Here is a 22,803-nt window from a genome sequence, read left to right on the forward strand (position 1 = left end):
CCGGGTCGGAGCGAAAAGTTGAGCCAGTGCGTTGGACGGGTTCCCCGGCATAAAGCAACTGGCGTTGCGCGTCCGGGTTTCCCGGCGCAAAACTTTTCAAGACAGAGGGGTTGGGGAGAGGTTCATCGAACTCACGTTAATATCGTGTTCGGTGAAAGACTTATTATTAAGGCCGCAGAGGAGAGAGTTCTGTGGTTTCTGCACCGATATACTCAATAATAATTAATCAGCCGAACATGAGATAAAATCTAAAGCACAGTTCCCCGCAAAGCTTCTGTATCAATCGGTTTAATCAGGTAAATCAACAGTAGATTCCAAACAATGGCTGCAATTAAAGGTAGTTTGCGAATCAGCTTCACAAATTTTGGACTCCTACTGCGCTCAATCTCTGAAATTTGCAAGTTGTAATCTGCACAGCGTTGCAGACGAGGGAAAAATTGGGGATGTTCGGTATTCAACATCACAGGAAACGCCCGTCCCGCCGTTTCATTAGTGTGGTAAACAACTTGGCGGTCAAATTCTGTCGCATCTAGCCCTAATGATTTGTAAAAACCAGCCCGTTCATGAACTGTCATCGTGTGGGTTGCAAATACCGACAGCAAGAAAAAGCGACTCCACAGCCTAGATTTCCAAGTTTTCCATAGTTGGGGCTGAGAACGTAAAAGTGCTTTGAATATATCCCCGTGGCGGTTTTCGTCCTGACACCAACTCTCAAAGTAGCGGAAGATTGGGTAAAACTGGTTTTCCGGGTGCTTTTCTAAATGTCTGTAAATAATGATGTAACGCCAATAGCCGATTTTTTCTGATAAGTAAACGGTGTAAAGTACCCACTCTATCGGGAAAAACGTATAGGTGCGGGTTTTAGTCACTGTGGCTAAATCCAAGGAGAGTTTAAAATCTCCCATTGCTTTGTTGAGAAATCCGGCGTGGCGGGCTTCATCACGCGCCATCAGTTGAAACATCTCTGCTAGTAGTGGACTGCGGTTTTTCAGCTTGCGGGATAGTTCTTTGAAGAGTAAGAAGCCGGAAAACTCAGAAATGCAAGAGCGTTCCAAATAATCAATAAACGATTGTCTAGCTTCGCCGTCAATATGTTCCCAAGACTGTTCAAATGCTTCATCTCGCACAAAATGGTGGCGGTTGTAGTCGGCTCGCATTTCTGCCAACATCGCTTGTAGCTCTGAGTCTTGGGCAGATAAATCCAGGTTGGCGGCTTTTTCAAAATCCGTAGTATAAAACCGGGGTGTAAGTATAGTTTCTTGGCTGGGGGTTTTTGTTTGTGGTTTGGGTAGAGTATTAACCATCAGTAATACGGTAATCAATTAGATAATTTCATAACTATCAAGTTATGATAAGTAGAGTTCTTTAGCTAGCCCTGTTTACATTCCTTCAGCAAATTTTGAGATTCTCCATACAAGCTCATCAATCAAAGGCTTTGAGGACTTGAGTTTAGATAATTTATTAAGTTTTGAAACTGACCTAAACTATAATAGCTTAATAACTATAGAGTTATTAAAAGTAGTAATCACCCTTACCAAAGCTTTAGAGGTTTTAACATGGGTCGTCATGGGGATAATTCTCTGCAAGAATCTGCAAATCACACAATATTGCTGGCATCACCTAACAACACAATAGCCAAGGATTCACGGCAACGAGTGCAACAATTTATGCAGAACATCCAGGATGAGATTTGCACAGGATTAGAACAACTGGACGGCGAAGCAAAATTTCATCAAGATCACTGGGAACGAGCAGAAGGCGGCGAAGGACGTACCCGCGTAATTCGAGAAGGACGAGTTTTTGAACAGGGTGGTGTTAACTTTTCCGCAGTTTGGGGAAATAGTTTACCTGCTGCTATTTTGGCTCAACGTCCAGAAGCGGCTGGACATGAGTTTTTTGCTACTGGAACCTCAATGGTCTTGCATCCTCGCAATCCTTACGTACCAACAGTACACCTCAACTACCGCTACTTTGAAGCAGGCCCGATTTGGTGGTTTGGTGGCGGTGCTGATTTAACTCCCTACTATCCTTTTGCAGAGGATGCGATACACTTTCATCAAACTCTCAAAAATGCTTGTGATACTTATCATCCAGAGTATTATCCGACGTTCAAACGCTGGTGTGATGAATACTTTTACTTACGACATCGCCAAGAGCAACGGGGTATTGGCGGCATCTTCTTTGACTATCAAGATGCTAGCGGTAAACTCTATGTTGGTTCGCAAACAGATACTGCCGCAGCCATTTATAGTGAAAAAGTAGGAACTGTATCTCGTGATTGGGAAGATATCTTTGCGTTTGTACAGTATTGCGGTCAAGCTTTTTTACCTTCTTATTTACCGATTGTAGAACGACGGCAAGAAATAGAGTATAGCGATCGCCAACGCCAGTTTCAACTTTACCGTCGGGGTCGTTACGTTGAATTTAACCTAGTGTACGACCGAGGCACAGTGTTTGGTTTGCAAACCAATGGCCGGGCAGAATCAATTCTGATGTCTTTACCACCTCTAGCACGCTGGGAATACTGCTACGAACCAGAACCAGGTTCACCCGAAGCAGAGTTAACCGAAATCTTTCTCCAACCTCAAGATTGGGCGAGATAAGGGAGATAAGGAAGAATTCTTACTCAGACAGTCAACAATCAACACTTTTTTAATCATGAGGTATTTACCATGAGTAGCCATTTAGATCTTCGTTTGAGAGAAGGTACCAAACACTCCCATACACTGGCGGAAAACACCGCGTTTATGAAATGCTTCCTCAAAGGTGTAGTTGAACAAAGCTTTTTCCGGAAATTACTGGCGGATCTTTACTTTGTTTATAGTGCCTTAGAAGAAGAACTCCAGTGGTATCTGTATCATCCTTTTGTGGGAAGCATCTACTTTCCTGAACTGCATCGCCGGAGCAATTTAGAGAAGGATTTAGCTTTCTATTATGGTGAAAACTGGCGAAATGAGATTGTTCGCTCTCCAGCAACTCAAGTATATATTAATCGCATTCATGAAGTTGGACATATACAACCAGAGTTGCTAATTGCTCATGCCTATACTCGCTATATGGGAGATTTATCAGGTGGGCAAGCATTGAGAAATATTGCCCGTTCAGCAATGAATTTACCAGCTGATCAAGGCACTGCAATGTATGAATTTGAACAAATTCCCACGCCTGAAGCCAAACGAGCATTTAAAGAAAAGTATCGTCAGGCTTTGAATTCTTTGCCTGTGGATGAAGAAATGATTCAGAATATTGTAGCCGAGGCAAACTACGCCTTTGCTCTAAATCGAGATCTTGTTCATGAGTTGGAAGCAGATGTGAAGGCAGTAATTGGTGATCATGTCTTTGACATGATTACTCGCCAAGACAAGCTTGGTAGCACAGAGCGTAGTTCTAAACGTACTGAAGTTGAAATGATGGCAATAGATTACAGCATTTAGCTTCCAAATTGCATTCTCTTTACCTGCCTCAATGTGGAACGTAAAAAAATACTAGCTTATGAAGGTTTTGCCACAAACTGTTAAATTTGATGCCGATTTATTGAGAAAATACGATCGCCCGTTACCACGTTACACCAGCTATCCACCAGCTACAGAGTTAAAAGAAGATTTTGCAGAAATAGACTTCAAAGCTGCGATCGCGATCGGCAATTATAAAAAAACGCCGCTATCACTGTATTGCCATATTCCCTTTTGTGAAAGTGCTTGTTATTTTTGTGGTTGCAATACGGTGATTACACCACGCAAAGTAGTTGCAGAACCTTACTTAAATTATCTGATTCGCAATATTGAGCAAGTCGGGGCGTTAATTAATCGCGATCGCACTGTTGGACAGTTGCACTGGGGCGGTGGGACTCCTAACTATTTATCTCTAGGCCAAGTTGAAACTCTCTGGAATACTCTGAACGATTATTTCCAGTTTGATGATGATGCAGAAATCTCGATTGAAGTGAATCCGCGATCGCTTGATCAAGAATACCTGTTTTTCTTAAAAGATTTAGGCTTCAACCGGATTAGTTTTGGCATTCAAGATTTCAACCCCCAAGTACAACAAGCAGTCAACCGCATTCAGCCAGAAGCAATGCTGTTTCAGGCGATGGAATGGATACGCGAGGCTGGATTTGCCAGTGTCAACGTTGACCTCATCTATGGGCTACCGTATCAAACTCTAGAAACATTCAAAAGTACCGTTCACAAAACAATTCAACTTGATCCTGATCGCATTGCTGTTTTTAACTTTGCTTATGTGCCGTGGTTAAAACCGATTCAGCGTCGCATTCCCCAAGAAGCACTACCATTAGCTTCTGAAAAACTCAATATTCTGCAAATGTCCATAGAAGAATTAAGCAGTAATGGCTATGTATTTATTGGGATGGATCATTTTGCTAAACCAAACGATGAACTAGCGATCGCCCAACGTCATGGACAACTGCATCGCAACTTTCAAGGATATACAACTAAACCTGAATCTGAATTGTTTGGGTTTGGCATGACTTCTATTAGTATGTTGGATGATGTATATGTACAAAATCATAAAAGCTTAAAAAAATTCTATCAGGCGATTGATAGTGGTGAATTACCAATTGAAAAGGGTGTCAAACTGCATCGAGATGACATTATTCGCCGGACAATAATTATGGAGTTGATGTGTCAATTTCAACTCTCGCCAGATGATATTGAAGAAAAATATCATCTAAACTTTGATTATGATTTTACCCAGTATTTTTCACCAGAACAGTGGCAACTACATCAACTAGAAGCTGATGGTTTAATTAAAATTGCAGGCGATCGCATCGAGGTTACACCTGCGGGACGATTACTTATCCGCAATATCGCCTCTGTATTTGATAATTATCTTGGCGATCGTAGTTTTACTGGCTTTTCTAAAGCTATATGAAATATGAAAGGAAATTAGGACAAGCTAAAGACCTAATTTCCAACCCTATAACTGCGGTGGTTGTTGAGGAAGTATTTAGTGACATTCAATTCATTTCAAACTCTGCCAGAGAACCCCAAGTCTCTGCGTCTGAATTGGCTGACTGTAGCATTTTTTGCTACTATTCATGCACTGGCATTGTTAGCTCCTTGGTTTTTTTCTTGGTCGGCATTAGGCATAACTATATTCCTGCACTGGTTATTCGGCAGCATTGGAGTTTGTTTAGGTTATCATCGGCTACTGAGTCATCGCAGCTTTAAAGTACCTCGCTGGTTAGAATATGCGATCGCCATTTTAGGTGCATTATCCATACAAGGAGGCCCCATCTTTTGGGTTGCTGGACATCGTTTGCACCATGCTTTCACCGAAGATGAATATAAAGATCCCTACTCTGCCCGCAAAGGTTTTTGGTGGAGTCACATACTATGGATGTTCTATCCTCGTTCAGAGTTTTTTAATTATGATTGCTACCAGCGATTTGCACCTGACTTAGCGCGAGACCCTTTTTACCGTTGGCTTAATCGCTACTTTCTGCTGTTACAACTTCCAGTTGCGTTGTTACTTTATGCCCTAGGTGGTTGGTCATTTATTATTTATGGTGTGTTTGTCAGATCTGTAATTCTCTGGCATACAACTTGGTTTATCAACTCAGTGACTCATATGTGGGGATATCGTAGCTTTGAATGCAATGATAATTCTCGTAATCTTTGGTGGGCAGCTATTCTTACCTATGGCGAAGGATGGCACAACAATCATCATGCTTATCCTCATATAGCCAAATGTGGTTGGCGTTGGTGGGAAATTGATATCACCTGGTGGGCAATTAATTTGTTGAAAACAATTGGTTTAGCAAAGGATGTAAATTTACCACCTGCTTAGGCAACTAATTGCAGGATGCGAACTATTACAAGAGGATTTGATTGTTTTAGCGTAGAAGTTATACGCTAAAACAATGATTTTAGTTCAAAAGGGGGTAGGGGGCAGGGTGTAGGGTGTAGTGACCCACGTTTTTAAACTTGGGACTGAAAACAAGGACGCGCTCATTTCATCGCACTTCGTGCCTCGAAACAAATCTTTGTTTTAACTGGGCTTTAGACCCAGAACTAAAATTTTCTCTCCATCCCCTACACCCTACACCCCACACCCTTTTTTTGGTAAATTATTTATTCCAAAATGTAAGAATTCAAATACTCTAGAGGAATGGTAAACACATAGTAAAGTACACCTCCTCCTAGAAGCAGCACAGCTATACTCGCCAAAAGTATCCAACGGTCTGGAGGTTGATAAGTATCTTCGTCAATGTCTCGGCGAACAGCAAAATAATGCTGTGTTGAAAGTAAGACTGTTAATACTCCTACTAAAGCAAATCCTAAACCTAACTTCCAACCACTACCAGGCGGTTGCGGTGCTAATGGCGGACGGATAATGCGTAACCGTACAATCAAAACACCGAAACCCATAAGCGCAATACCACTCCGCATCCACGCTAAATAAGTACGTTCGTTAGCTAAGTGATCCCGAATTCGATCTGATCTGTACTTTTTTTTTTCTATATTTTTGACTGGTAATTTTTCAGATTCTACATTCATGAGAGCTGTGTATTTATATATGGATGCTAAATTTATATTGTGCAATTTAGATGTTTCAATAAAATTAATTTATTAAAATTACCTGACAATTACGCATTTAATTTGTCCGTGTATTTAATTTTATAATATAATCTAACGTCTATCCTTTACCTAAGATAGATATTGTTAAATTCCAAGGCTAGAGGCTAAGGTTTATAGGTAAGGTAGAACCTTATATTATGAGAAACTGCTCACGCAATCAATAGCAATTACAATTAACTGCTACTTTCCCATTGAATTACCGTATAATACTCTCCAGGTGTTCAAAAACACTACCATTCAAACCTGTACATAGATTAAATGACGCTGGAACAGTTGCGAATTTTTTTAGCCGTGGCGGAAATGTTGCACTTTACCCGTGCAGCAGAAGCACTGTATATTACTCAGCCAGCTGTCAGTGCGGCTATCCAAAGTTTAGAGACAGAATATGGTGTCAGGTTATTTCATCGCATAGGTCGTCATATTGAAATCACTGATGCTGGTAAGTTATTACAGGGTGAAGCACAAAAAATTATTGACCATGTACAGTTAACAGAACGGGGCTTGAAGGAATTAAATAATCTGCAACGGGGAGAATTGAAAATAGGAGCCAGTCTCACAGTTGGTAACTATTGGCTACCAGAGAAAATTAGCCAGTTTAAGCAGTTATATCCCGGCATTTTTATTAATTGCAAGTTGGGGAATGCTGAAGAGATTTGTGAAGGGACTGCTGTAGGTATGTATGATTTGGGTTTAGTTACAGGAGATATTAAACCATCATTGCAGCAATCTTTAGAAAAAGATGAAGTAGGAAGCGATCGCTTGAAAATTGTTGTAGGTAAATCTCATCCTTGGTATCAACGTCATGAGATTTATCTAGAGGAATTATTCAATATTAGTTGGGTGATGCGTGAGTCTGGTTCTGGCGCGCAGCAGATATTTGAGCAAGTTTTACAAAGTTGGGGAGTTGAACCCAAAAATTTAGATGTTGTGCTTAATCTCAACACTAGCGAAATGGTAAAAGCCGTGGTCGAAAGTGGTGTGGGTGCAGCTGCGCTACCAGAATTAATGGTGAAAAAAGAACTACAACTAGGAACCTTACACGCTGTCCAAATTATCAACCCACAAAAACCATCTAAGAAAAAATTAGAAATTGTCCAGCCGATTTGGAAACTAAAACATCGTCAACGTTTCCATACACAAGTCATGGTTGCTTTTGAAAAGCTGCTAATGCAAGACAATGTACAAGTTGCTTAATTTAGGCATTTGAGTTATTCAATTACTTTTATTTATCATTTTAAAAAAAAAGAATATTTGCTTTTATCAGGTCAAAAGAAATACTATTACTCTCAGACAAAGCCAAGTATTTGTGCAAGAAACTAATAATAAATAACCATCTGTTTATGATTAGTTTCTTTAAATCCTCTGTCTGTTGATATTACAAAAATCAAGCAATCTCCTGATGCAACCTCTCTGTGACAAGTAGAGAGTTACTCAGGGGAACATAACTACATCCTTGCGAGCAACACACTATGAGTTGGTTAATTGGTACTATCATTATTGGGATTTCTACTGCTTTCGCCACTACGTTTGACGATAACTTGTACTTGACAGCTTTCTTTGGTAAAGTCAATCGCAACTTTCGTCCCCAGAATATTATTTTAGGTGAACTTATCGGATTTACCCTATTAGTACTTGCTAGCCTTCCTGGTTTTTTGGGTGGTCTGATTATTCCTCACACCTGGATTGGATTGCTCGGTTTTCTACCAGTTGCGATTGGTATTAATCATCTTCTCACCAGAGAAAGTCAGGAAGAAGCAGTACAAGATGTATCAATTGACTTTGACTCTCATCAAAAATCACGGCGACATAAAAAATCTTTATTAGCAACTCTACGTGACCCTCAAACCTATCGTGTCTCTGCGGTAACTATCGCTAATGGCGGAAACAACATTGGAATTTATGTACCGTTATTTGCTAGTAGTAATCTTCCTAGTTTGGGTGTAATTGTGAGTATTTGCTATTTAACAGTTGGAGTGTGGTGTTTTCTGTCTTATAACTTGACTCGTAACCCACTCATGGCTCCTGTTTTAACCCGTCATGCACGTAAAGTCTTTCCCTTTGTACTCATCTATTTAGGATGCTCAATCTTGATCAAAAGTGAAACCTATCGGCTATTACCAAATATCGCAATGTTTCCTAATTAGAGCTTAATGAACTAACTTTAAACTCACCATCATCAAAATACAGTAAACCATGAACCGCAGTGGTTTTTGGGGCGCGATTTGACAGATTTTAGCTCCTAATAATACTCCTGGCACTGAGCCAAGCCATATTGGTAATACTAAACTCCAATCAACTGTTCCCAAGGTGAGATGTCCGAGCGCAGTGAATACTAACAGAATCGCAGCTTGGGTAATATCTGTGCCAACTAACTTCCGAGCATCTAAACGGAAAAATGCAATCAACGCCAAGGCGAACATAGAACCAGAAGCAACACTTGTCAGACCCACAACACAGCCTAACAATGCTCCGACAATTAGCGTCTGCAAACGTCCTAGTGTAGTAGTTAAGTCAAATTTGGGTGGTTCAGGTAGTTTTAATTGAGGAAAGAAGGTTAGCAGGAGCATTTGCACCAAAGCTGAAATAGTGACTAACAAAATCGTTACACCCAGCAACTGCAACATGATGCTATTTAAGCTATGTTCAGCCTTGAGTTTAATTAGATGTAATATTCCTACCCCTAGCAAAGAACCAGGAACACTCCCCAACGCCAGCCATTTCACTATTTCTATATCGAGGGTTTGTTGCTGCCAGTGTTTGACGCTACCAACAACTTTCATTAAAGTTGCTGCCACAACATCAGAGCTTACTGCGATCGCAGGTGGTACTTGAAAAACAAAAATTAACATTGGGGTAATGAGAGAAGCACCACCAATTCCTGTCAAACCGACAACAATACCAACTAGAAAGCTGAAGAGAGGTAATAGTAAAAAATCCATACTCCTGTCCTTAACTGGGGATTTTTGAATGTGGCGTTCTTTAGCTGAAACTAAAAGATTGGTTGTAACGCTGTTGTGTAAAAGATTTCATAGAACTGTAAGATTTGAATGACTACTAAGAAAATCAGTATAAAACACTATAGCTCGACCGACTTACCGTATTTTAATATTAAAATAACTTAAAAGTCCATGTTTTTGTACAACAATCTAAAATGCTAGTATCTATTTATACGTGACCAAAATTTTTATTATTGATAAACAGTTATTATAGATAGGTTTATACTTCAATAATAAGTAAAGTAGCAGTATTATAAAAAACTACAAAAAAGGCTGCTCTTACATCGATAAGAGCAGCCTTTTCACATTTGTTTAAGTAAACTATCTGTTTGTGGGAGGTTCTGGGCGATCGCCAGGAGGATGAGGTGGAACACCAAGCGCATCTTTTAACTGTTGTTCAGTCACACCCAGCTTTGCTGCTGCGGCTTTAAAATCCGGGCGAGGTGGTCGCTGATTTCGGTCAGCTTGACTGGGAGGATTAGCAGGTACTCCTAATGCATCTTTTAACTTTTGTTCAGTCACACCTAGCTTTGCTGCTGCGGCGGCAAAATCAGGGCGAGGTGGTCGCCTTTGTCCGTCTGGTTGTTGGTTGGGCTGTTGTGAAGCTTGAGCAACCCGATAGCTTGGATTAGCAGCATTGACTTGATTCAGCGAAATAATACCAAATGTGCCAGCTAGAACAGAAATTGCGGTTACGACTACTGCTTTATTAATATTCATCGTCATCCTCTAGAAGTTAGATTGTTTATGTTTCTGATTAAATTCGCTGAAAATTACAGTTGTCCCTGCTGCTGAATTACAGTTTTGTAATTTTTGTGCTGAGTACCCTACTGGTCTGTCCCATTAATTTTGCCCGGTTGTAGGTGTTCAGTTCCCCGACTTCTTAAAGAAGTCGGGGAGCTATAAGCTCTCATAACTAATGCGATGAACCACTAGTTGACTTATTTGTAGATATTGTTAGTAAAAATGGGAATTTATTGCTGAACATTGGGACAAAGGCTGATGGTTCAATATCCAAAGTACAACTTGGCTTGGGTAAATGGTTAGACGTGAATGGTAAAGCAATCTTTAGCTAAACTTTCCAATTGAATACCATACTTATCAGTTTTGCGATCGCCTTTCGGCATTAGCAAATGTGTAGACGGAAAGTAGCTTGTCGATCTGCGTCAATTAGGCATCGGATTGCGGTGATAGATCCGCTCCTTTGCTAAATATTTATTTAACAGTCACTCGCTCGTCAATTATGTGAAACTCAACCAATCAAACTCTTGCCACAAACACAGCGTTTGAAGCGTTTTTTCAATAATCTTCACAAAAGATATTCATTAGTGTTGCGAAAGAATGCTTTTATCCACCGTAGCAACATCTGCCTATAATCCAGAGTTTCAACTGATGAAAATGTCAAAAATATATTTTCAAAATATTTTTTAACATTTATAAATTATTACCTTTGATAGTTTTATTTTTGAGCAAATTCTCTCTCAGGATATAAGTTATTTGGCATCTTTTATAGATATTTTAATTATTAATACTAAAATAGTTTGGAGTTAGAAACAATTAAAATATTAAATTTCAACTTTCTTTTTTAATCTTAATAAAAATTTTTATTTTACAACTAAAATTGAAAGCACTAAACTTAGTCAATTCTTCTCATTATATCAATAAAAAGTGAATGTGCTTCACAAACTTTATTTTTAGTTATCAATAATTCCTCTAGATAACAAGGAATTATTGATAACTGATTTTACGTTATAAAACGCTTTGGCTAACTTGAGTTATATGTAGCTAATGCAAAGTAGGTGGCGCTGTTCTGTGCCAAATTTTTTGAATTTACGAATATTGCATATTGGGGTTTGGAAACTGTTAGCCAACAATAGCATTTTCAACAGAGGTGGATGGCTATGACAAAGCAACTATCACTTGAACAAGTCCTTGCTTGTGGTGTAGAAACTAATATTGCTACTACAATACTGCCGCAGGTCAATCAGTGCCTTACTTGTCTACCTGCTGACTGCTGGCAGTATCTAACTCAATATATCCTTAAGCCTAGTCATCCCTTTGCACTACACGAACTCCTTTACAAAACCACCTTCTCCGACTGGGACAAAAGCCAAGGTTATCCTCCTGTTTGGTTTCCTTCTCAGGGACAGATACAGGCGACTAATATCGCTGCGTTGATGAAGGAGCTAAAACTAGATACTTATACAGAACTTCACGCTTGGTCAGCACAACATCGCGCTGAATTTTGGGACATAATTATTCAACGTTTGGGTATTCGCTTTCAAGAGAAATATACCAAAATTGTTGACTTGGCAAACGGTGTTGAGTCGCCGCAGTGGTTGGTAGGCACTCAATTTAATATTGTTGAAAGTTGTTTTCAAACATCTCCAGATATCCCTGCCATTATCTTCCAGCCAGAAGGAGGTTCAATTTCTACTCTCAGCTATGGCGAACTTCACGCCTTGACCAACCGAGTTGCTAATGGGCTGGTGAATGCTGGCTTTCAAAGAGGCGATGCGATCGCAATTATGATGCCGATGACAGCCGAATCTGTAGCAATTTACTTAGGGATTGTCAAAGCTGGTTGCATTGTAGTTTCTATTGCTGACAGTTTTAGCACCGCCGAAATTGCCAAGCGATTGTACCTGTCTAACGTTAAAGCAATCTTTACCCAAAACTATATTTTGCGTGGCGGTAAGCAGTTGCCCCTTTATCACAAAGTGGTTAACGCCGATGCGCCTGTTGCGATTGTTTTAGGTTCATCTGTTGAACTGCGTTCTGGTGATTTAACTTGGAAGGAGTTTCTCAGTTCTAACGAGCAATTTGATGCTTTCCCTACATCTGCTGGTGCTTACACTAATATCCTATTCTCCTCTGGCACCACTGGAGAACCTAAAGTCATTCCCTGGACGCAAACTACCCCAATCAAATGTGCTGCTGATGGGCATCTGCACCAGGATATCCACCCAGGTGATGTAGTGGCATGGCATACAAATTTAGGATGGATGATGGGGCCGTGGCTGATTTACGCTAGTTTAATTAATCAGGCGGCGATCGCTCTTTATTATGGAAAACCTACAGAGCGAGAATATGGTCAGTTTATACAGGACGCAGGCGTAAATATACTTGGTGTAGTACCGAGTCTAGTTAATAGTTGGAAAACAACTGGTTGTATGCAAGGTCTAGACTGGAGTGCTATTAAAGCTTTTAGCTCGACAGGTGAGTGTTCTAATCCTGAAGATATGTTCTACCTCATGTCCCTAGCTGGATACAAACCAGTTATCGAATATTGCGGCGGGACAGAAATCGGAGGAGCTTATATAACTGGCACTTTAGTACAACCATCGACTCCCTCAACTTTTACTACACCTGCTTTGGGGCTAGACATAATTATTCTCGACTCAGATGGTCATCCTACTAACAAAGGCGAGGCATTTATTATCCCCCCATCAATTGGACTCTCCACTGAGTTGTTAAACGCAGACCACCACCAGATATATTTTGCGAATGTCCCCCAAATCCAGAATCTAGTACCTCTGCGTCGTCACGGCGACCAGATACAACGGTTGCCCTATAGCTACTACCGCGCTCACGGTCGCGTTGACGATACCATGAATCTAAGCGGTATCAAAGTTAGCTCTACTGAAATTGAACAAGTTCTAAATGCCGAGCCAGGAATTTGTGAAACTGCCGCTATTGCTGTTTCCTGTTTATCAGGAGGGCCAAGTCAATTAGTTCTCTATGTGGTGGTCAAACCGGATGTCCAGGAGGATAAAGCCGCGATCGCCGCATCCTTGCAAAAAGCAATCAACCAGCGTCTCAATCCACTGTTCAAGATTCACGATATTGTCATCGTCGATCGCTTACCTCGCACTGCTTCTAACAAAGTTATGCGCCGTGTGTTGCGCGACCAATATCAAGGTTCTTTACCTCAACCTACCAAATTATATCCTGTCCGGTAAAAGACTTATCATTAAGACCGCAGGGGGGCAGAGGAGCAGGGGAGAGGGTTTTGCATTTTCTGCACAGATGTATCGAATCACAAGTAATTAGTCGGACATAATATTATATGCGTAAAGTCTATATTGTATCAGCAGTCCGCACGCCCCTGGGTAAATTTGGTGGTGTACTAGCGGGATTGTCCCCCGTAGATTTGGGGGTCTGTGTCATGCAAGCAGCGATCGCCCAAGCAGGAATTCCGGCAGCAGCTTTAGACTTATATATTATGGGTAATGTCCTTCGCGCCGGACATGGACAATTGTTACCCCGCCAAGCAGCAATTAAGGCAGGAATTCCAGAAACAGTGAATGGGTATGCTGTAGATATGGTCTGCTCTTCAGGCATGATGAGCTTAATCAATGCAACTAATACTATCCGAGTTGGGGACGCAGATATAGTTCTCGCTGGAGGTATGGAATCAATGTCTCAGGCGGGCTTTTTACTATCCCACAGAGCGAGGTGGGGTTATAAATTCTTATTGGGTGCGCCAGAGTCATTAACAGACGTACTACTCTGTGATGGGTTGACTGATGCTACCACAGGGCAAACGATGGGAGAACAGGCAGAACGCATTGCCGTAATCTACGGATTCTGCCGTCAGGAATTGGATGAGGTAGCATTTTATTCTCATCAAAAAGCTGCTGCGGCAATGCAACGAGGTAGCTTTGGCAAAGAGATTGTCCCCATTCTAGTTAAAACCAAGCAAGGCAAGCAATTAGTAGATACAGATGAAGGAATTCGTTCTGATACTACCTGCTCAGGCCTTGCTCAACTACATTCTGTTTTTCAGCCAAATGGTGTACTGACAGCAGGAAACAGTAGTCAGATATCAGATGGTGCTGCTGCTGTAATTTTAGCCAGTCAGTCAGCAGTAGAAAGTTATCAATTGCAGCCGATCGCAGAAGTGTTAGGTGCAACTTGGGCCAGTGGTGAGACTTGGCGGTTCCTAGAGGCACCAGTTTGGGCAGTTAAACAGTTGTTAGAAAAGCTCGGCATGACGGTAGCTGATATTGACTTGTTCGAGAATAATGAAGCTTTTGCCTTGAGCAACTTGCTTTTTAGTCAGTTATTGAGCGTTCCCAAGGACAAGTTAAACGTTAACGGCGGTGCGATCTCTCTAGGACATCCAATTGGAGCCTCTGGAACACGGCTTGTTGTTACATTACTCAATGCCTTAAAAGAACAGAATAAAACCGTGGGCATAGCTGCCCTATGCCACGGCACTGGTGGAGGTACTGCAATTGCAATCAAGCGGCTTTAGACTTCTTGCAGAAGTCGGGAAAAGGGTAAGGGGGAAAGGGAGAAGAAAAAACCCTTTCCCTTTGCCCCCTCTTATTGTCCTCATTGCAGTAAATCGCTATATAAACCATCCCAAAAAACGGCGATCGCTTCTAGAATCTGCCATCCTCCTTCAAAGAATTTGGCGCGATCAAAGTTGGGATTGAAGTAAACCTCCTCTAATTCCTCAAGGGTGTGTGCAGCGTGCTGCGCCTCCACACGGTTATGCCAGGTGAAGAATGCCAAACGTAACTGTGGATGACGCATTTGTTTAATACGTATGAAACCATCTTCCAATTCCTGCCAGAAACCAGCCGCCGCCCAGTGTTCGACAGCAAAGCTAGCACCCTCGGCAATCTGGCGATCGTCACTACCGTAGAGGCGAATCAGTTCATCACAAAAGTGCAAGGTTTTAGGGCTGCCGTGCTTGCGCTTACCGATATCTGCAAAATCTAGCCCCAGACCTTTAGCCACCCCCAGCAGCCATTCAAAATGAGCTGCTTGGAAACGGCAAATACCACCATCTACTGTGCATTCAGTGCTGACTAATTCGGGATCTCCTTCTTTGTCCTTTGTTTCCTCAGTGAGTACAATGGCGTTAGAGATTTGTTCGGTGTGGCGATAAATAACTCCCAGTTCGTTGAGCAATATCTCCCGACTAGCCCGCGACTGCTGGAGAGTAGGAGAATTGATAACTTTTAACAAAGCTGCAACGAGGAACTGGTTGGAGAAAACTGAGAATTGCTGAATAAAATGCCGCAGTTCTACATCTGTAGCTGTGCCTTTTTGAAACCACTTAGTATAGGCATTGTTTCTGATAATGCGATGGTGCAATAATTTGCGCTCAACATCTTTGAGAAACTCTTGAAAGTCATCTATCTGCTGTTGGGTTAACGTGCCTTGGCGCAAACGCTCATGAATCCGCGAAGAAATGGTGAGATGAGTTGGCTTTTTTGGAATTGCTTGAGCGATCATATATATTACTCCTAGTTTGAAAATAAAAAATAAAGAACAAAAAACAAAAATAGAGAATTACTTATATAGCAACCCGTATTGAATATCCAAACAAACCTGTTGCCTATTGCCTATTGCCCCCCAGCCTCACCCAAGCCAACTGTAAATATAATTTTTGTCTTCCAAAGCAATAGCATTCGTTGTCAGTCTCAATGGTCGAAAAGTATCAATCATCACAGCAAGTTCGTTAGTTCGTTCTTTGCCAATTGATCCTTCGTACATCCCTGGGTGTGGGCCATGAGGAATACCACTCGGATGTAAGGTAATCGAACCGCGCTCAATTCCTTTGCGAGACATAAATTTCCCCTCAACGTAGTAGATAAACTCATCAGAATCGACATTAGAGTGATTGTATGGGGCTGGAATTGCCTGGGGATGATAGTCAAACATTCGCGGTACAAAGGAACACAAGACAAATCCAGGGCCATCAAAGGTTTGATGCACAGGTGGTGGCTGGTGTATTTTGCCTGTAATTGGCTCAAAGTCCTCAATATTGAACGCAAATGGCCAAAGATGCCCATCCCAGCCAACTACATCCAGAGGATGATGGTTGTATAAGTAACGACTAAACCCACCGCGAGCTTTGAGTAATACCTCAAACTCTCCTTTTTCATCGTGAGTAATCAGTGCTGATGGCGGACGAATATCTCGTTCGCAATAAGGTGCGTGTTCGAGGAATTGACCGTACTGATTGAGATAGCGTTTGGGTGGCTCGATATGCCCGTATGCTTCGATTACAAGCATTCGCTGCTCTACTTCTTCATCTGGCAAAATGCGCCAAATAACCCCAGTCGGAATCACCAGATAATCCCCCGGCCTATAGTGGATTATTCCATACTGACTTTCTAGAACACCGCTACCTTCATGAATGAAAATCACTTCATCGCCATGTGCAAAACGGTACCAATATTGCATAGGTACTGTAGGCAAAGCTACAGAAATACAAACATCTGCATTGGCTAATAAAGGAATCCGAGATGCAATGGCATCGCCTTGAGCAGCTAGAGTTGCTGTACGCAGATGACGGTGGCTTAGGGGAACTGCTTCTTCATAAGATATATCTGTTTTACTCTCTAACAAAATTTTCTGGATTTGAGTGGGTGGATGCAGATGGTAAAGCAGGGATTGAATACCCGAAAAACCACGAGTTCCCATCAATTCTTCGTGATATAAAGAACCATCAGTTTGGTGAAATTGAGTGTGGCGTTTATGAGGAATATTTCCTAATTTGTAGTAATAGGTCATGGTTTTACCCTGCTTGTTTGGGTTTACCGTAGCTCATCTAAAGATTTCCTCGCCGCGCTTGCTCGCGCTCAATTGCTTCAAACAAAGCTTTGAAATTTCCCTCGCCAAAGCCTTGACAGCCATGTCGTTCAATTACCTCAAAGAACAGTGTTGGTCGATCTTCTACAGGCTGAGTGAAAATTTGTAACAAATAACCATCGCGATCGCGATCTATAAGGATTCCTAGTTCTGCTAGTTTATCCAAAGGCTCTTCAATTTTCCCTACCCGTTCTTCTATGTTCTCGTAGTAGTTTGGAGGAACGTTGAGAAACTCAACCCCTGATGCTCTAAGTTGGGAAACTGTCTCAATAATGTTGCTGGTTGCAAGGGCGACGTGTTGAATTCCAAGACCCTGATTATATTCTAAATATTCTTCAATTTGAGACTTCCGTTTGCCTTGGGCTGGCTCATTGATCGGCAATTTGATTTTGCCTGTGCTGTCTTGCATTACTTTGGACATCAAAGCAGAGTATTCTGTGGAAATAGTTTGATCGTCAAAGTGTACTAATAACTCAAAACCCATAGTATCAGCGAAGAACTTAGCCCATCGCTCCATACCACCCAATTCGACATTACCAACTACATGGTCAATCTTGGTTAGACCTACTCCTTTCCCCTTAGCTGAATCACGAGGCTGGAAACTGGGTGCAAAAACTCCAGTATAATTACTGCGCTCGATAAACTTGAGCAAAATATCGCCATAGATGTGAATAGCAGCGTAGCGAATTATTCCATCTTCGTCTTTTTCTTCAGTGGGGGGAATTGCTCCCACTGCACCCCGCGCGGTTGACTCCTGGTAGGCACTGGCGGCATTGGGAACTTCCAGCGCAATCACAGCTATGCTATCGCCGTGCTGAAGTACACTTTTGCAGATGGGATGGTTTGGATTCAAGCCACTACTCAATACAAAGCGAATTTCTCCTTGCTCCATAACATAGGAAGCCGTTTTGCGATCGCCTGTTTCTAAACCCCGGTAAGCTGTATTGATAAATCCGAAAGCTTGAGAGTAAAACAGTGCTGCTTGCCTGGCATTACCTACATAGAATTCAAGGTGGTCGAATCGTTGAATCGGAAAAAAATCATTCACGGTAATTCCTCCTTTCGGAAACTACAGTTATTAGTAGGAGGGAAGAACTAAAAGTAAAAGAGTAATATTAAGACAGTCTAATTATGCAATACAAAAATATTGCAGACATATTCGTATTTTTGCGCCTAGCCTGCGATTTTTGCTTTGCAGTACTTGTCTAATGCGCTTTTACGTAAATTAATTTTTCACCTGTTTTAAGTATAGATATGTCAACAGGAAAATTTATAAGTATGTAACTAAAAATTAACCAGAGCAATTAAATTTCTAGATTAACATCGGTTAATTCTGAGTTAGCATGATTTTAGTCAGGAGATTATCTCCAATGCTGGCATCGATAAAAACACTTTTCTCATCAATTGTTGACTATGCTGGACTGTTCCCTCCAGCAAAACTCACTATGGAAGAGGCGATCGCCAATTATGTTCGCTATCAAAATACTTGCCACCACTGGATGTTAGGTAACTTTGTACTCCCAGTGTCACGGATAAATGAGTTTGAACAACTGCTTTTAAAGTTACCTATAGAAGCGAGTAAAACTACACACTGGCGGCTCAGTGTGATTATCTCTCAAGAAGTGGAGTCGGCGATCGCCAAAATTCAAGCTCTAAATGATAATCCTAAAATAGCGATCGCCTCCCTAGAATTTCCGCCGCTTTCCCTAAGAGAAATTGATCAAATATTTCTTTATCTTCCTGCTGACATTGAGGCGTTTTTTGAAATTCCTTATAATGAAGACTTAAAAGCATATTTAACTGTACTGCAACGCCTTGGTATATCGGCTAAAATTCGCGCTGGTGGCTTGAGTGCAGAGGCTTTTCCTACTATTTCTCAACTTTATCGGTTTATCTTTGCTTGTGCTGAAGCTCAAGTTGCTTTTAAAGCAACGGCTGGACTGCATCATCCCCTACCCGGAAACTATCCCTTAACATACGAGCCAGATAGCTCTAATGCGATGATGTATGGCTTTCTGAATGTAGCAGTCTTAGCGGCACTGGTTTATTGGCAGAAGGTAACTGTACAAGAAGCCTTAGTAATTCTTCAGGAATCTACTATCGAAAATTTCCAAGTTTCAGCAGATAGCATCGTTTGGAAAGATTGCCGACTGAATATCTGGGAGCTACAAAAGGCTCGACAAAGTTTCTTTCGTTGTTTTGGCTCTTGCTCATTTCAAGAACCGATAGAATTACTCCAGAATCTGAAACTATTATGAGCCATGTAATCGATCAAACCCACGACCCAAGTTTGCGTAGTTGGGTAGAATCTGCCAATCAAAAAGATACTGATTTTCCCATTCAGAACTTACCTTTTGGCGTGTTTCGCCATCGTAATGGTATCCGAAGCTCACGAATTGGGGTAGCGATCGGCGACCAAATTCTAGATTTGACATCATGTTACCATTCAAGGCTGCTTCAAGAACTCCCTGAGCAATTGCAAGCAGCTTGCACGGCTTCTAACTTAAATCCCTTGATGGCTTTAGGAAGTTGGGCTTCATCAGCGTTGCGTACTCGTCTGAGCGAATTGCTGCGCTGGAATGAACAAAAGCCTTCATCAGAGGCAAAGCTGCTGATACCAATGGTGGAAGCCGAACTTTTATTACCTGCGGATATTGGCGATTATACTGATTTTTACGCTTCTATTTTTCACGCTACCAACGTTGGAAAGCTATTCCGTCCTGACAATCCCTTACTCCCTAACTACAAATACATTCCTATTGCCTACCACGGACGAGCCTCCTCCATTGTACCCAGTGGTACACCTATCAAGCGCCCGCAAGGTCAGCGAAAAGCTCCTGAAGATACTGTCCCTCATTTCGGTGCTTCTTTGTCTCTAGACTATGAAGTGGAGGTCGGCTTTCTAATTGGTGCTGGCAATCAACTAGGACACCCCATATCTATTGGTACCGCAGAGTCACACGTATTTGGACTTTGCTTAGTCAATGACTGGTCAGCACGGGATATCCAAGCTTGGGAATACCAGCCCTTGGGCCCCTTCCTCGGCAAGAGCTTTGCCACGACGATTTCTCCTTGGGTAGTAACTTTGGAAGCTCTGGCACCTTTCCGTTGTCCTGCTTTTGAACGTTCCCAGGAAGATCCGTTGCCCCTACCTTATTTGTCTGACTCAATTAATACCAAAATGGGTGGAATAGACCTGACGCTGGAAGTGCTACTTAATTCGGCACAGATGCGCGAGCAAGGGATAGAGCCATTTTCTATGAGCCATGCTTCTTTTAAAGAAATGTATTGGACAATAGCGCAGATGATTGCTCACCACACTAGTAATGGTTGCAATCTCCGCCCTGGAGATTTACTAGCTAGTGGAACAGTTTCCGGTGCTGAATCAGGTTCTCAAGGATCTCTGCTGGAAATTACTCGGCGTGGTTCTCAGCCGATTAAACTAGCAACAGGTGAGAGCCGAACTTTCCTGGCTGATGCAGACGAAGTGATTATTCGTGGATACTGTGAGAAAGAAAACTATGCCAGAGTCGGATTTGGAGAGTGTCAAGGCATAGTTCTTGCTGCCGAATGAGCGGAGGGAAGAAATGCAATTTTCAGCCAGTTTAGTTGAACTTCTGTAAAAGCCTCTTTAGGTAAGCTCTGTGCTAGTTCATCCAGTCTAATTGTTTTTTGAATGGGATGTACCCCCAACCTAGGCGATCGCAAATTTTGATTCAAAATTACTGTTTGGGCTGTGCAACTGGAATTGTAATAGTAAATTCTGCTCCCCCCTCAGGAGAAGAAACACACTCTAACGAACCACCATGCAGCTCGGTAATAATTTGATAACTAATCGATAGACCTAAACCAGTACCTTTGCCCACAGCTTTGGTAGTGAAAAAGGGGTCAAATAACCTTTGTTTAACTTGTTCGGGAATACCAGGGCCATTATTAAAAATCCGAATAACTATTTGTTGAGCATTTATTTGTTGAGTACAAATGACAATTTGTGGCTGATTATGTGAGAGTTTTCCTGGAATCAATGAATCTTCTAAAGCATCAATTGCATTGGTCAAAATGTTCATAAATACTTGATTTAGCTGTCCAGCATAGCACTCAACTAAAGGTAGATTGCCATAGTCTTTGATGACCTGAATCTGGGGATGACTAGCTCTAGTGTTGAAACGATGCTCTAAAATCATCAAAGTACTGTCAATACCTTGATGAATATCTACTGCTTTTAACTCGGCTTCATCTAGCCGCGAAAAGGTACGAAAAGAAAGCACAATTTGCTGGATGCGTTCAGCACCGACTTCCATTGATGCAAGCAATTTTGGCAAATCCTCGACTAAAAAATCGAATTCCATCGATTGAATTGCCATTTGAATTTCAAGTGCAGGATTGGGGTAGTTTATGCGGTAAAGATGAAGTAGATTGAGTAGTTGTTGGATATATTTGTTAGCGTAAGTTAAATTGCCGTAAATAAAATTAACTGGATTATTGATTTCATGGGCAACTCCAGCAACTAATTGACCCAGAGAAGACATTTTCTCACTTTGGATAAGTTGAGATTGAGTAGTTTGTAATTCTTTGAGAGTTTGCTCTAGTTCTATTGCTTGCTGTTTGAGTTGAGCTTGGGCTTGTTTATGTTTTGTAATGTCGTCTCGAACCACTAGTAAATATTTAGGCTGACCTTGAGAATCAAGAATCGGAGCTTTTTTAATCTGTAAAATGCGGGTTTCACCGCTTTTTGTCCGAATTATTTCTTCAGGAATCTCTAACAATGTTTTGTTATTAAGTGCTTCATGATCTCGCTGGGTAAAAAAATCGGCCTCTTGTTTGGGAAATAGGTCGTAGTCGTTCTTCCCTAAAATTTCATCGGCACTGACACCAGCTAACTTTTCTGCGGCTCGATTACATAAGACAATTCGCAGATCAGCCGCATCTTTCACAAAAACTGCTACAGGCATTGTTTGAATAACAGAATGCAGAAACTTTTGAGCAGTTTGCAGTTGTTCTTCTATCAGTTGGCGCTCATAAAGTGCCGCTTGCCGTTCGCTGTTGTGTTGCTGTAATTGATTAGTATATTCTATAACTGTCTGGCGTAGTTCAGCATTATCTGTTTTTAGTTGCTGAAGGCATTGGCGTAGGCTGGTTAACTCTTGATTCAACTCTTCAATAGACATACTGATTCACTATTTTTTAGTTTTAGATGTTGAGAAAGCTATGTATAGCTCAATACAGTGAACTGATTTGTCTATTACTAGAGTCAAGTAACTTGAAAATGCGATAGCCATGCAGAGATTTTGTTTTGGTATAGTTTCTCATATCTATGAATTTGCTGGTGAAGAAGTTATCGTTAGAGAATTTAGCCAAATCTACTGTCATGGAAAGAGCCTGAGATTATTTTGCCCAAATCAATATCAAATATTAACTATTAGTTACATTTAAATGCCTGGCTTTTCATAACAGCGAGAGCGTTATATCGGCGGGGTTCTGCGTTTGCCTGTTCACCAAAAGCTTTTTCAACTGAGTCCGGAACTGTAGTATTTCACGCTTATTGCTGTTTATATTGTTTGCGACCAGAACCAAAAACCCTACGGTTGTAAAGA

General features: G+C 41.4%; 18 protein-coding genes and 1 pseudogene. 11 read left to right on the forward strand and 8 right to left on the reverse strand.

Going from position 1 to position 22,803, the window contains the following annotated elements; genetic code table 11:
* Positions 1 to 248: 248 nt before the first annotated feature.
* Positions 249 to 1,304, reverse strand: a complete 1,056-nt coding sequence (gene acsF, locus H6G76_RS00005) for a magnesium-protoporphyrin IX monomethyl ester (oxidative) cyclase (RefSeq protein WP_190694033.1) — start codon at positions 1,302 to 1,304, stop codon at positions 249 to 251.
* A 252-nt stretch (positions 1,305 to 1,556) separates the two neighbouring features.
* On the opposite strand from acsF, the gene hemF reads away from it, so the two are divergent.
* The 4 genes from hemF to H6G76_RS00025 all read left to right on the forward strand — a co-directional run bounded on the left by hemF (position 1,557) and on the right by H6G76_RS00025 (position 5,808).
* Positions 1,557 to 2,603 carry an oxygen-dependent coproporphyrinogen oxidase gene (hemF, locus tag H6G76_RS00010; protein ID WP_190694034.1) on the forward strand — a complete coding sequence of 349 codons (1,047 nt, stop codon included), beginning with the start codon at positions 1,557 to 1,559 and terminating at the stop codon, positions 2,601 to 2,603.
* A 69-nt stretch (positions 2,604 to 2,672) separates the two neighbouring features.
* Entirely contained in the window at positions 2,673 to 3,434 is a 762-nt protein-coding gene (locus tag H6G76_RS00015) for a heme oxygenase (biliverdin-producing) (protein WP_190694035.1), read from the forward strand.
* A 58-nt stretch (positions 3,435 to 3,492) separates the two neighbouring features.
* Positions 3,493 to 4,890, forward strand: a complete 1,398-nt coding sequence (gene hemN / locus H6G76_RS00020) for an oxygen-independent coproporphyrinogen III oxidase (RefSeq protein WP_190694036.1) — start codon at positions 3,493 to 3,495, stop codon at positions 4,888 to 4,890.
* A 78-nt stretch (positions 4,891 to 4,968) separates the two neighbouring features.
* Positions 4,969 to 5,808 carry a fatty acid desaturase gene (locus H6G76_RS00025; RefSeq protein WP_190694037.1) on the forward strand — a complete coding sequence of 280 codons (840 nt, stop codon included), beginning with the start codon at positions 4,969 to 4,971 and terminating at the stop codon, positions 5,806 to 5,808.
* 284 nt (positions 5,809 to 6,092) lie between these two features.
* Here H6G76_RS00025 and H6G76_RS00030 read toward each other — a convergent pair whose 3' ends face one another.
* A complete protein-coding gene (locus H6G76_RS00030) occupies positions 6,093 to 6,518 on the reverse strand; it encodes a YidH family protein (RefSeq protein WP_190694038.1) in 426 nt (141 codons plus the stop codon).
* A 339-nt stretch (positions 6,519 to 6,857) separates the two neighbouring features.
* Between H6G76_RS00030 and H6G76_RS00035 the strand changes: the two genes are divergently transcribed.
* Both H6G76_RS00035 and H6G76_RS00040 read left to right on the forward strand, forming a co-directional pair.
* Entirely contained in the window at positions 6,858 to 7,793 is a 936-nt protein-coding gene (locus H6G76_RS00035) for a LysR family transcriptional regulator (protein ID WP_190694039.1), read from the forward strand.
* A gap of 275 nt (positions 7,794 to 8,068) precedes the next feature.
* A complete protein-coding gene (locus H6G76_RS00040; protein WP_190694040.1) occupies positions 8,069 to 8,743 on the forward strand; it encodes a cadmium resistance transporter in 675 nt (224 codons plus the stop codon).
* Between the two features lie 3 nt (positions 8,744 to 8,746).
* Here the strand turns inward: H6G76_RS00040 and H6G76_RS00045 are convergent, their stop codons facing one another.
* Both H6G76_RS00045 and H6G76_RS00050 read right to left on the reverse strand, forming a co-directional pair.
* Positions 8,747 to 9,538, reverse strand: a complete 792-nt coding sequence (locus H6G76_RS00045; RefSeq protein ID WP_190694041.1) for a sulfite exporter TauE/SafE family protein — start codon at positions 9,536 to 9,538, stop codon at positions 8,747 to 8,749.
* Positions 9,539 to 9,916: 378 nt separating this feature from the next.
* A complete protein-coding gene (locus H6G76_RS00050) occupies positions 9,917 to 10,315 on the reverse strand; it encodes a hypothetical protein (RefSeq protein ID WP_190694042.1) in 399 nt (132 codons plus the stop codon).
* A gap of 221 nt (positions 10,316 to 10,536) precedes the next feature.
* Between H6G76_RS00050 and H6G76_RS38190 the strand changes: the two are divergent.
* The 3 genes and pseudogenes from H6G76_RS38190 to H6G76_RS00065 form a co-directional block, all read left to right on the forward strand.
* Positions 10,537 to 10,671: pseudogene (locus H6G76_RS38190) on the forward strand (alpha-L-fucosidase); the annotation flags it as partial.
* Positions 10,672 to 11,496: 825 nt separating this feature from the next.
* A complete protein-coding gene (locus H6G76_RS00060; RefSeq protein WP_190694043.1) occupies positions 11,497 to 13,557 on the forward strand; it encodes an AMP-binding protein in 2,061 nt (686 codons plus the stop codon).
* 107 nt (positions 13,558 to 13,664) lie between these two features.
* Entirely contained in the window at positions 13,665 to 14,855 is a 1,191-nt protein-coding gene (locus tag H6G76_RS00065; RefSeq protein WP_190694044.1) for a thiolase family protein, read from the forward strand.
* 80 nt (positions 14,856 to 14,935) lie between these two features.
* Here H6G76_RS00065 and H6G76_RS00070 read toward each other — a convergent pair whose 3' ends face one another.
* From H6G76_RS00070 to hppD, 3 genes are all read right to left on the reverse strand, one after another.
* Entirely contained in the window at positions 14,936 to 15,847 is a 912-nt protein-coding gene (locus tag H6G76_RS00070; RefSeq protein WP_190694045.1) for a hypothetical protein, read from the reverse strand.
* 126 nt (positions 15,848 to 15,973) lie between these two features.
* Positions 15,974 to 17,131, reverse strand: a complete 1,158-nt coding sequence (locus H6G76_RS00075; protein ID WP_190694046.1) for a homogentisate 1,2-dioxygenase — start codon at positions 17,129 to 17,131, stop codon at positions 15,974 to 15,976.
* Between the two features lie 37 nt (positions 17,132 to 17,168).
* On the reverse strand, positions 17,169 to 18,257 hold the full coding sequence (hppD, locus tag H6G76_RS00080) for a 4-hydroxyphenylpyruvate dioxygenase (RefSeq protein ID WP_190694047.1): 1,089 nt from the start codon (positions 18,255 to 18,257) through the stop codon (positions 17,169 to 17,171).
* A 322-nt stretch (positions 18,258 to 18,579) separates the two neighbouring features.
* On the opposite strand from hppD, the gene H6G76_RS00085 reads away from it, so the two are divergent.
* Together H6G76_RS00085 and fahA are read left to right on the forward strand one after the other, a co-directional pair.
* On the forward strand, positions 18,580 to 19,467 hold the full coding sequence (locus H6G76_RS00085) for a hypothetical protein (RefSeq protein ID WP_190694048.1): 888 nt from the start codon (positions 18,580 to 18,582) through the stop codon (positions 19,465 to 19,467).
* Positions 19,464 to 20,783, forward strand: a complete 1,320-nt coding sequence (gene fahA / locus H6G76_RS00090; RefSeq protein ID WP_190694049.1) for a fumarylacetoacetase — start codon at positions 19,464 to 19,466, stop codon at positions 20,781 to 20,783. Before H6G76_RS00085 ends, fahA begins: the two co-directional genes overlap by 4 nt.
* 148 nt (positions 20,784 to 20,931) lie before the next feature.
* On the opposite strand, the gene H6G76_RS00095 is transcribed toward fahA, so the two are convergent.
* A complete protein-coding gene (locus H6G76_RS00095) occupies positions 20,932 to 22,377 on the reverse strand; it encodes a sensor histidine kinase (protein ID WP_190694050.1) in 1,446 nt (481 codons plus the stop codon).
* Positions 22,378 to 22,803 lie beyond the last annotated feature (426 nt).

Origin of the sequence: Nostoc sp. FACHB-152 (assembly GCF_014697475.1) — a bacterium.
Lineage (GTDB): Bacteria > Cyanobacteriota > Cyanobacteriia > Cyanobacteriales > Nostocaceae > Nostoc_B.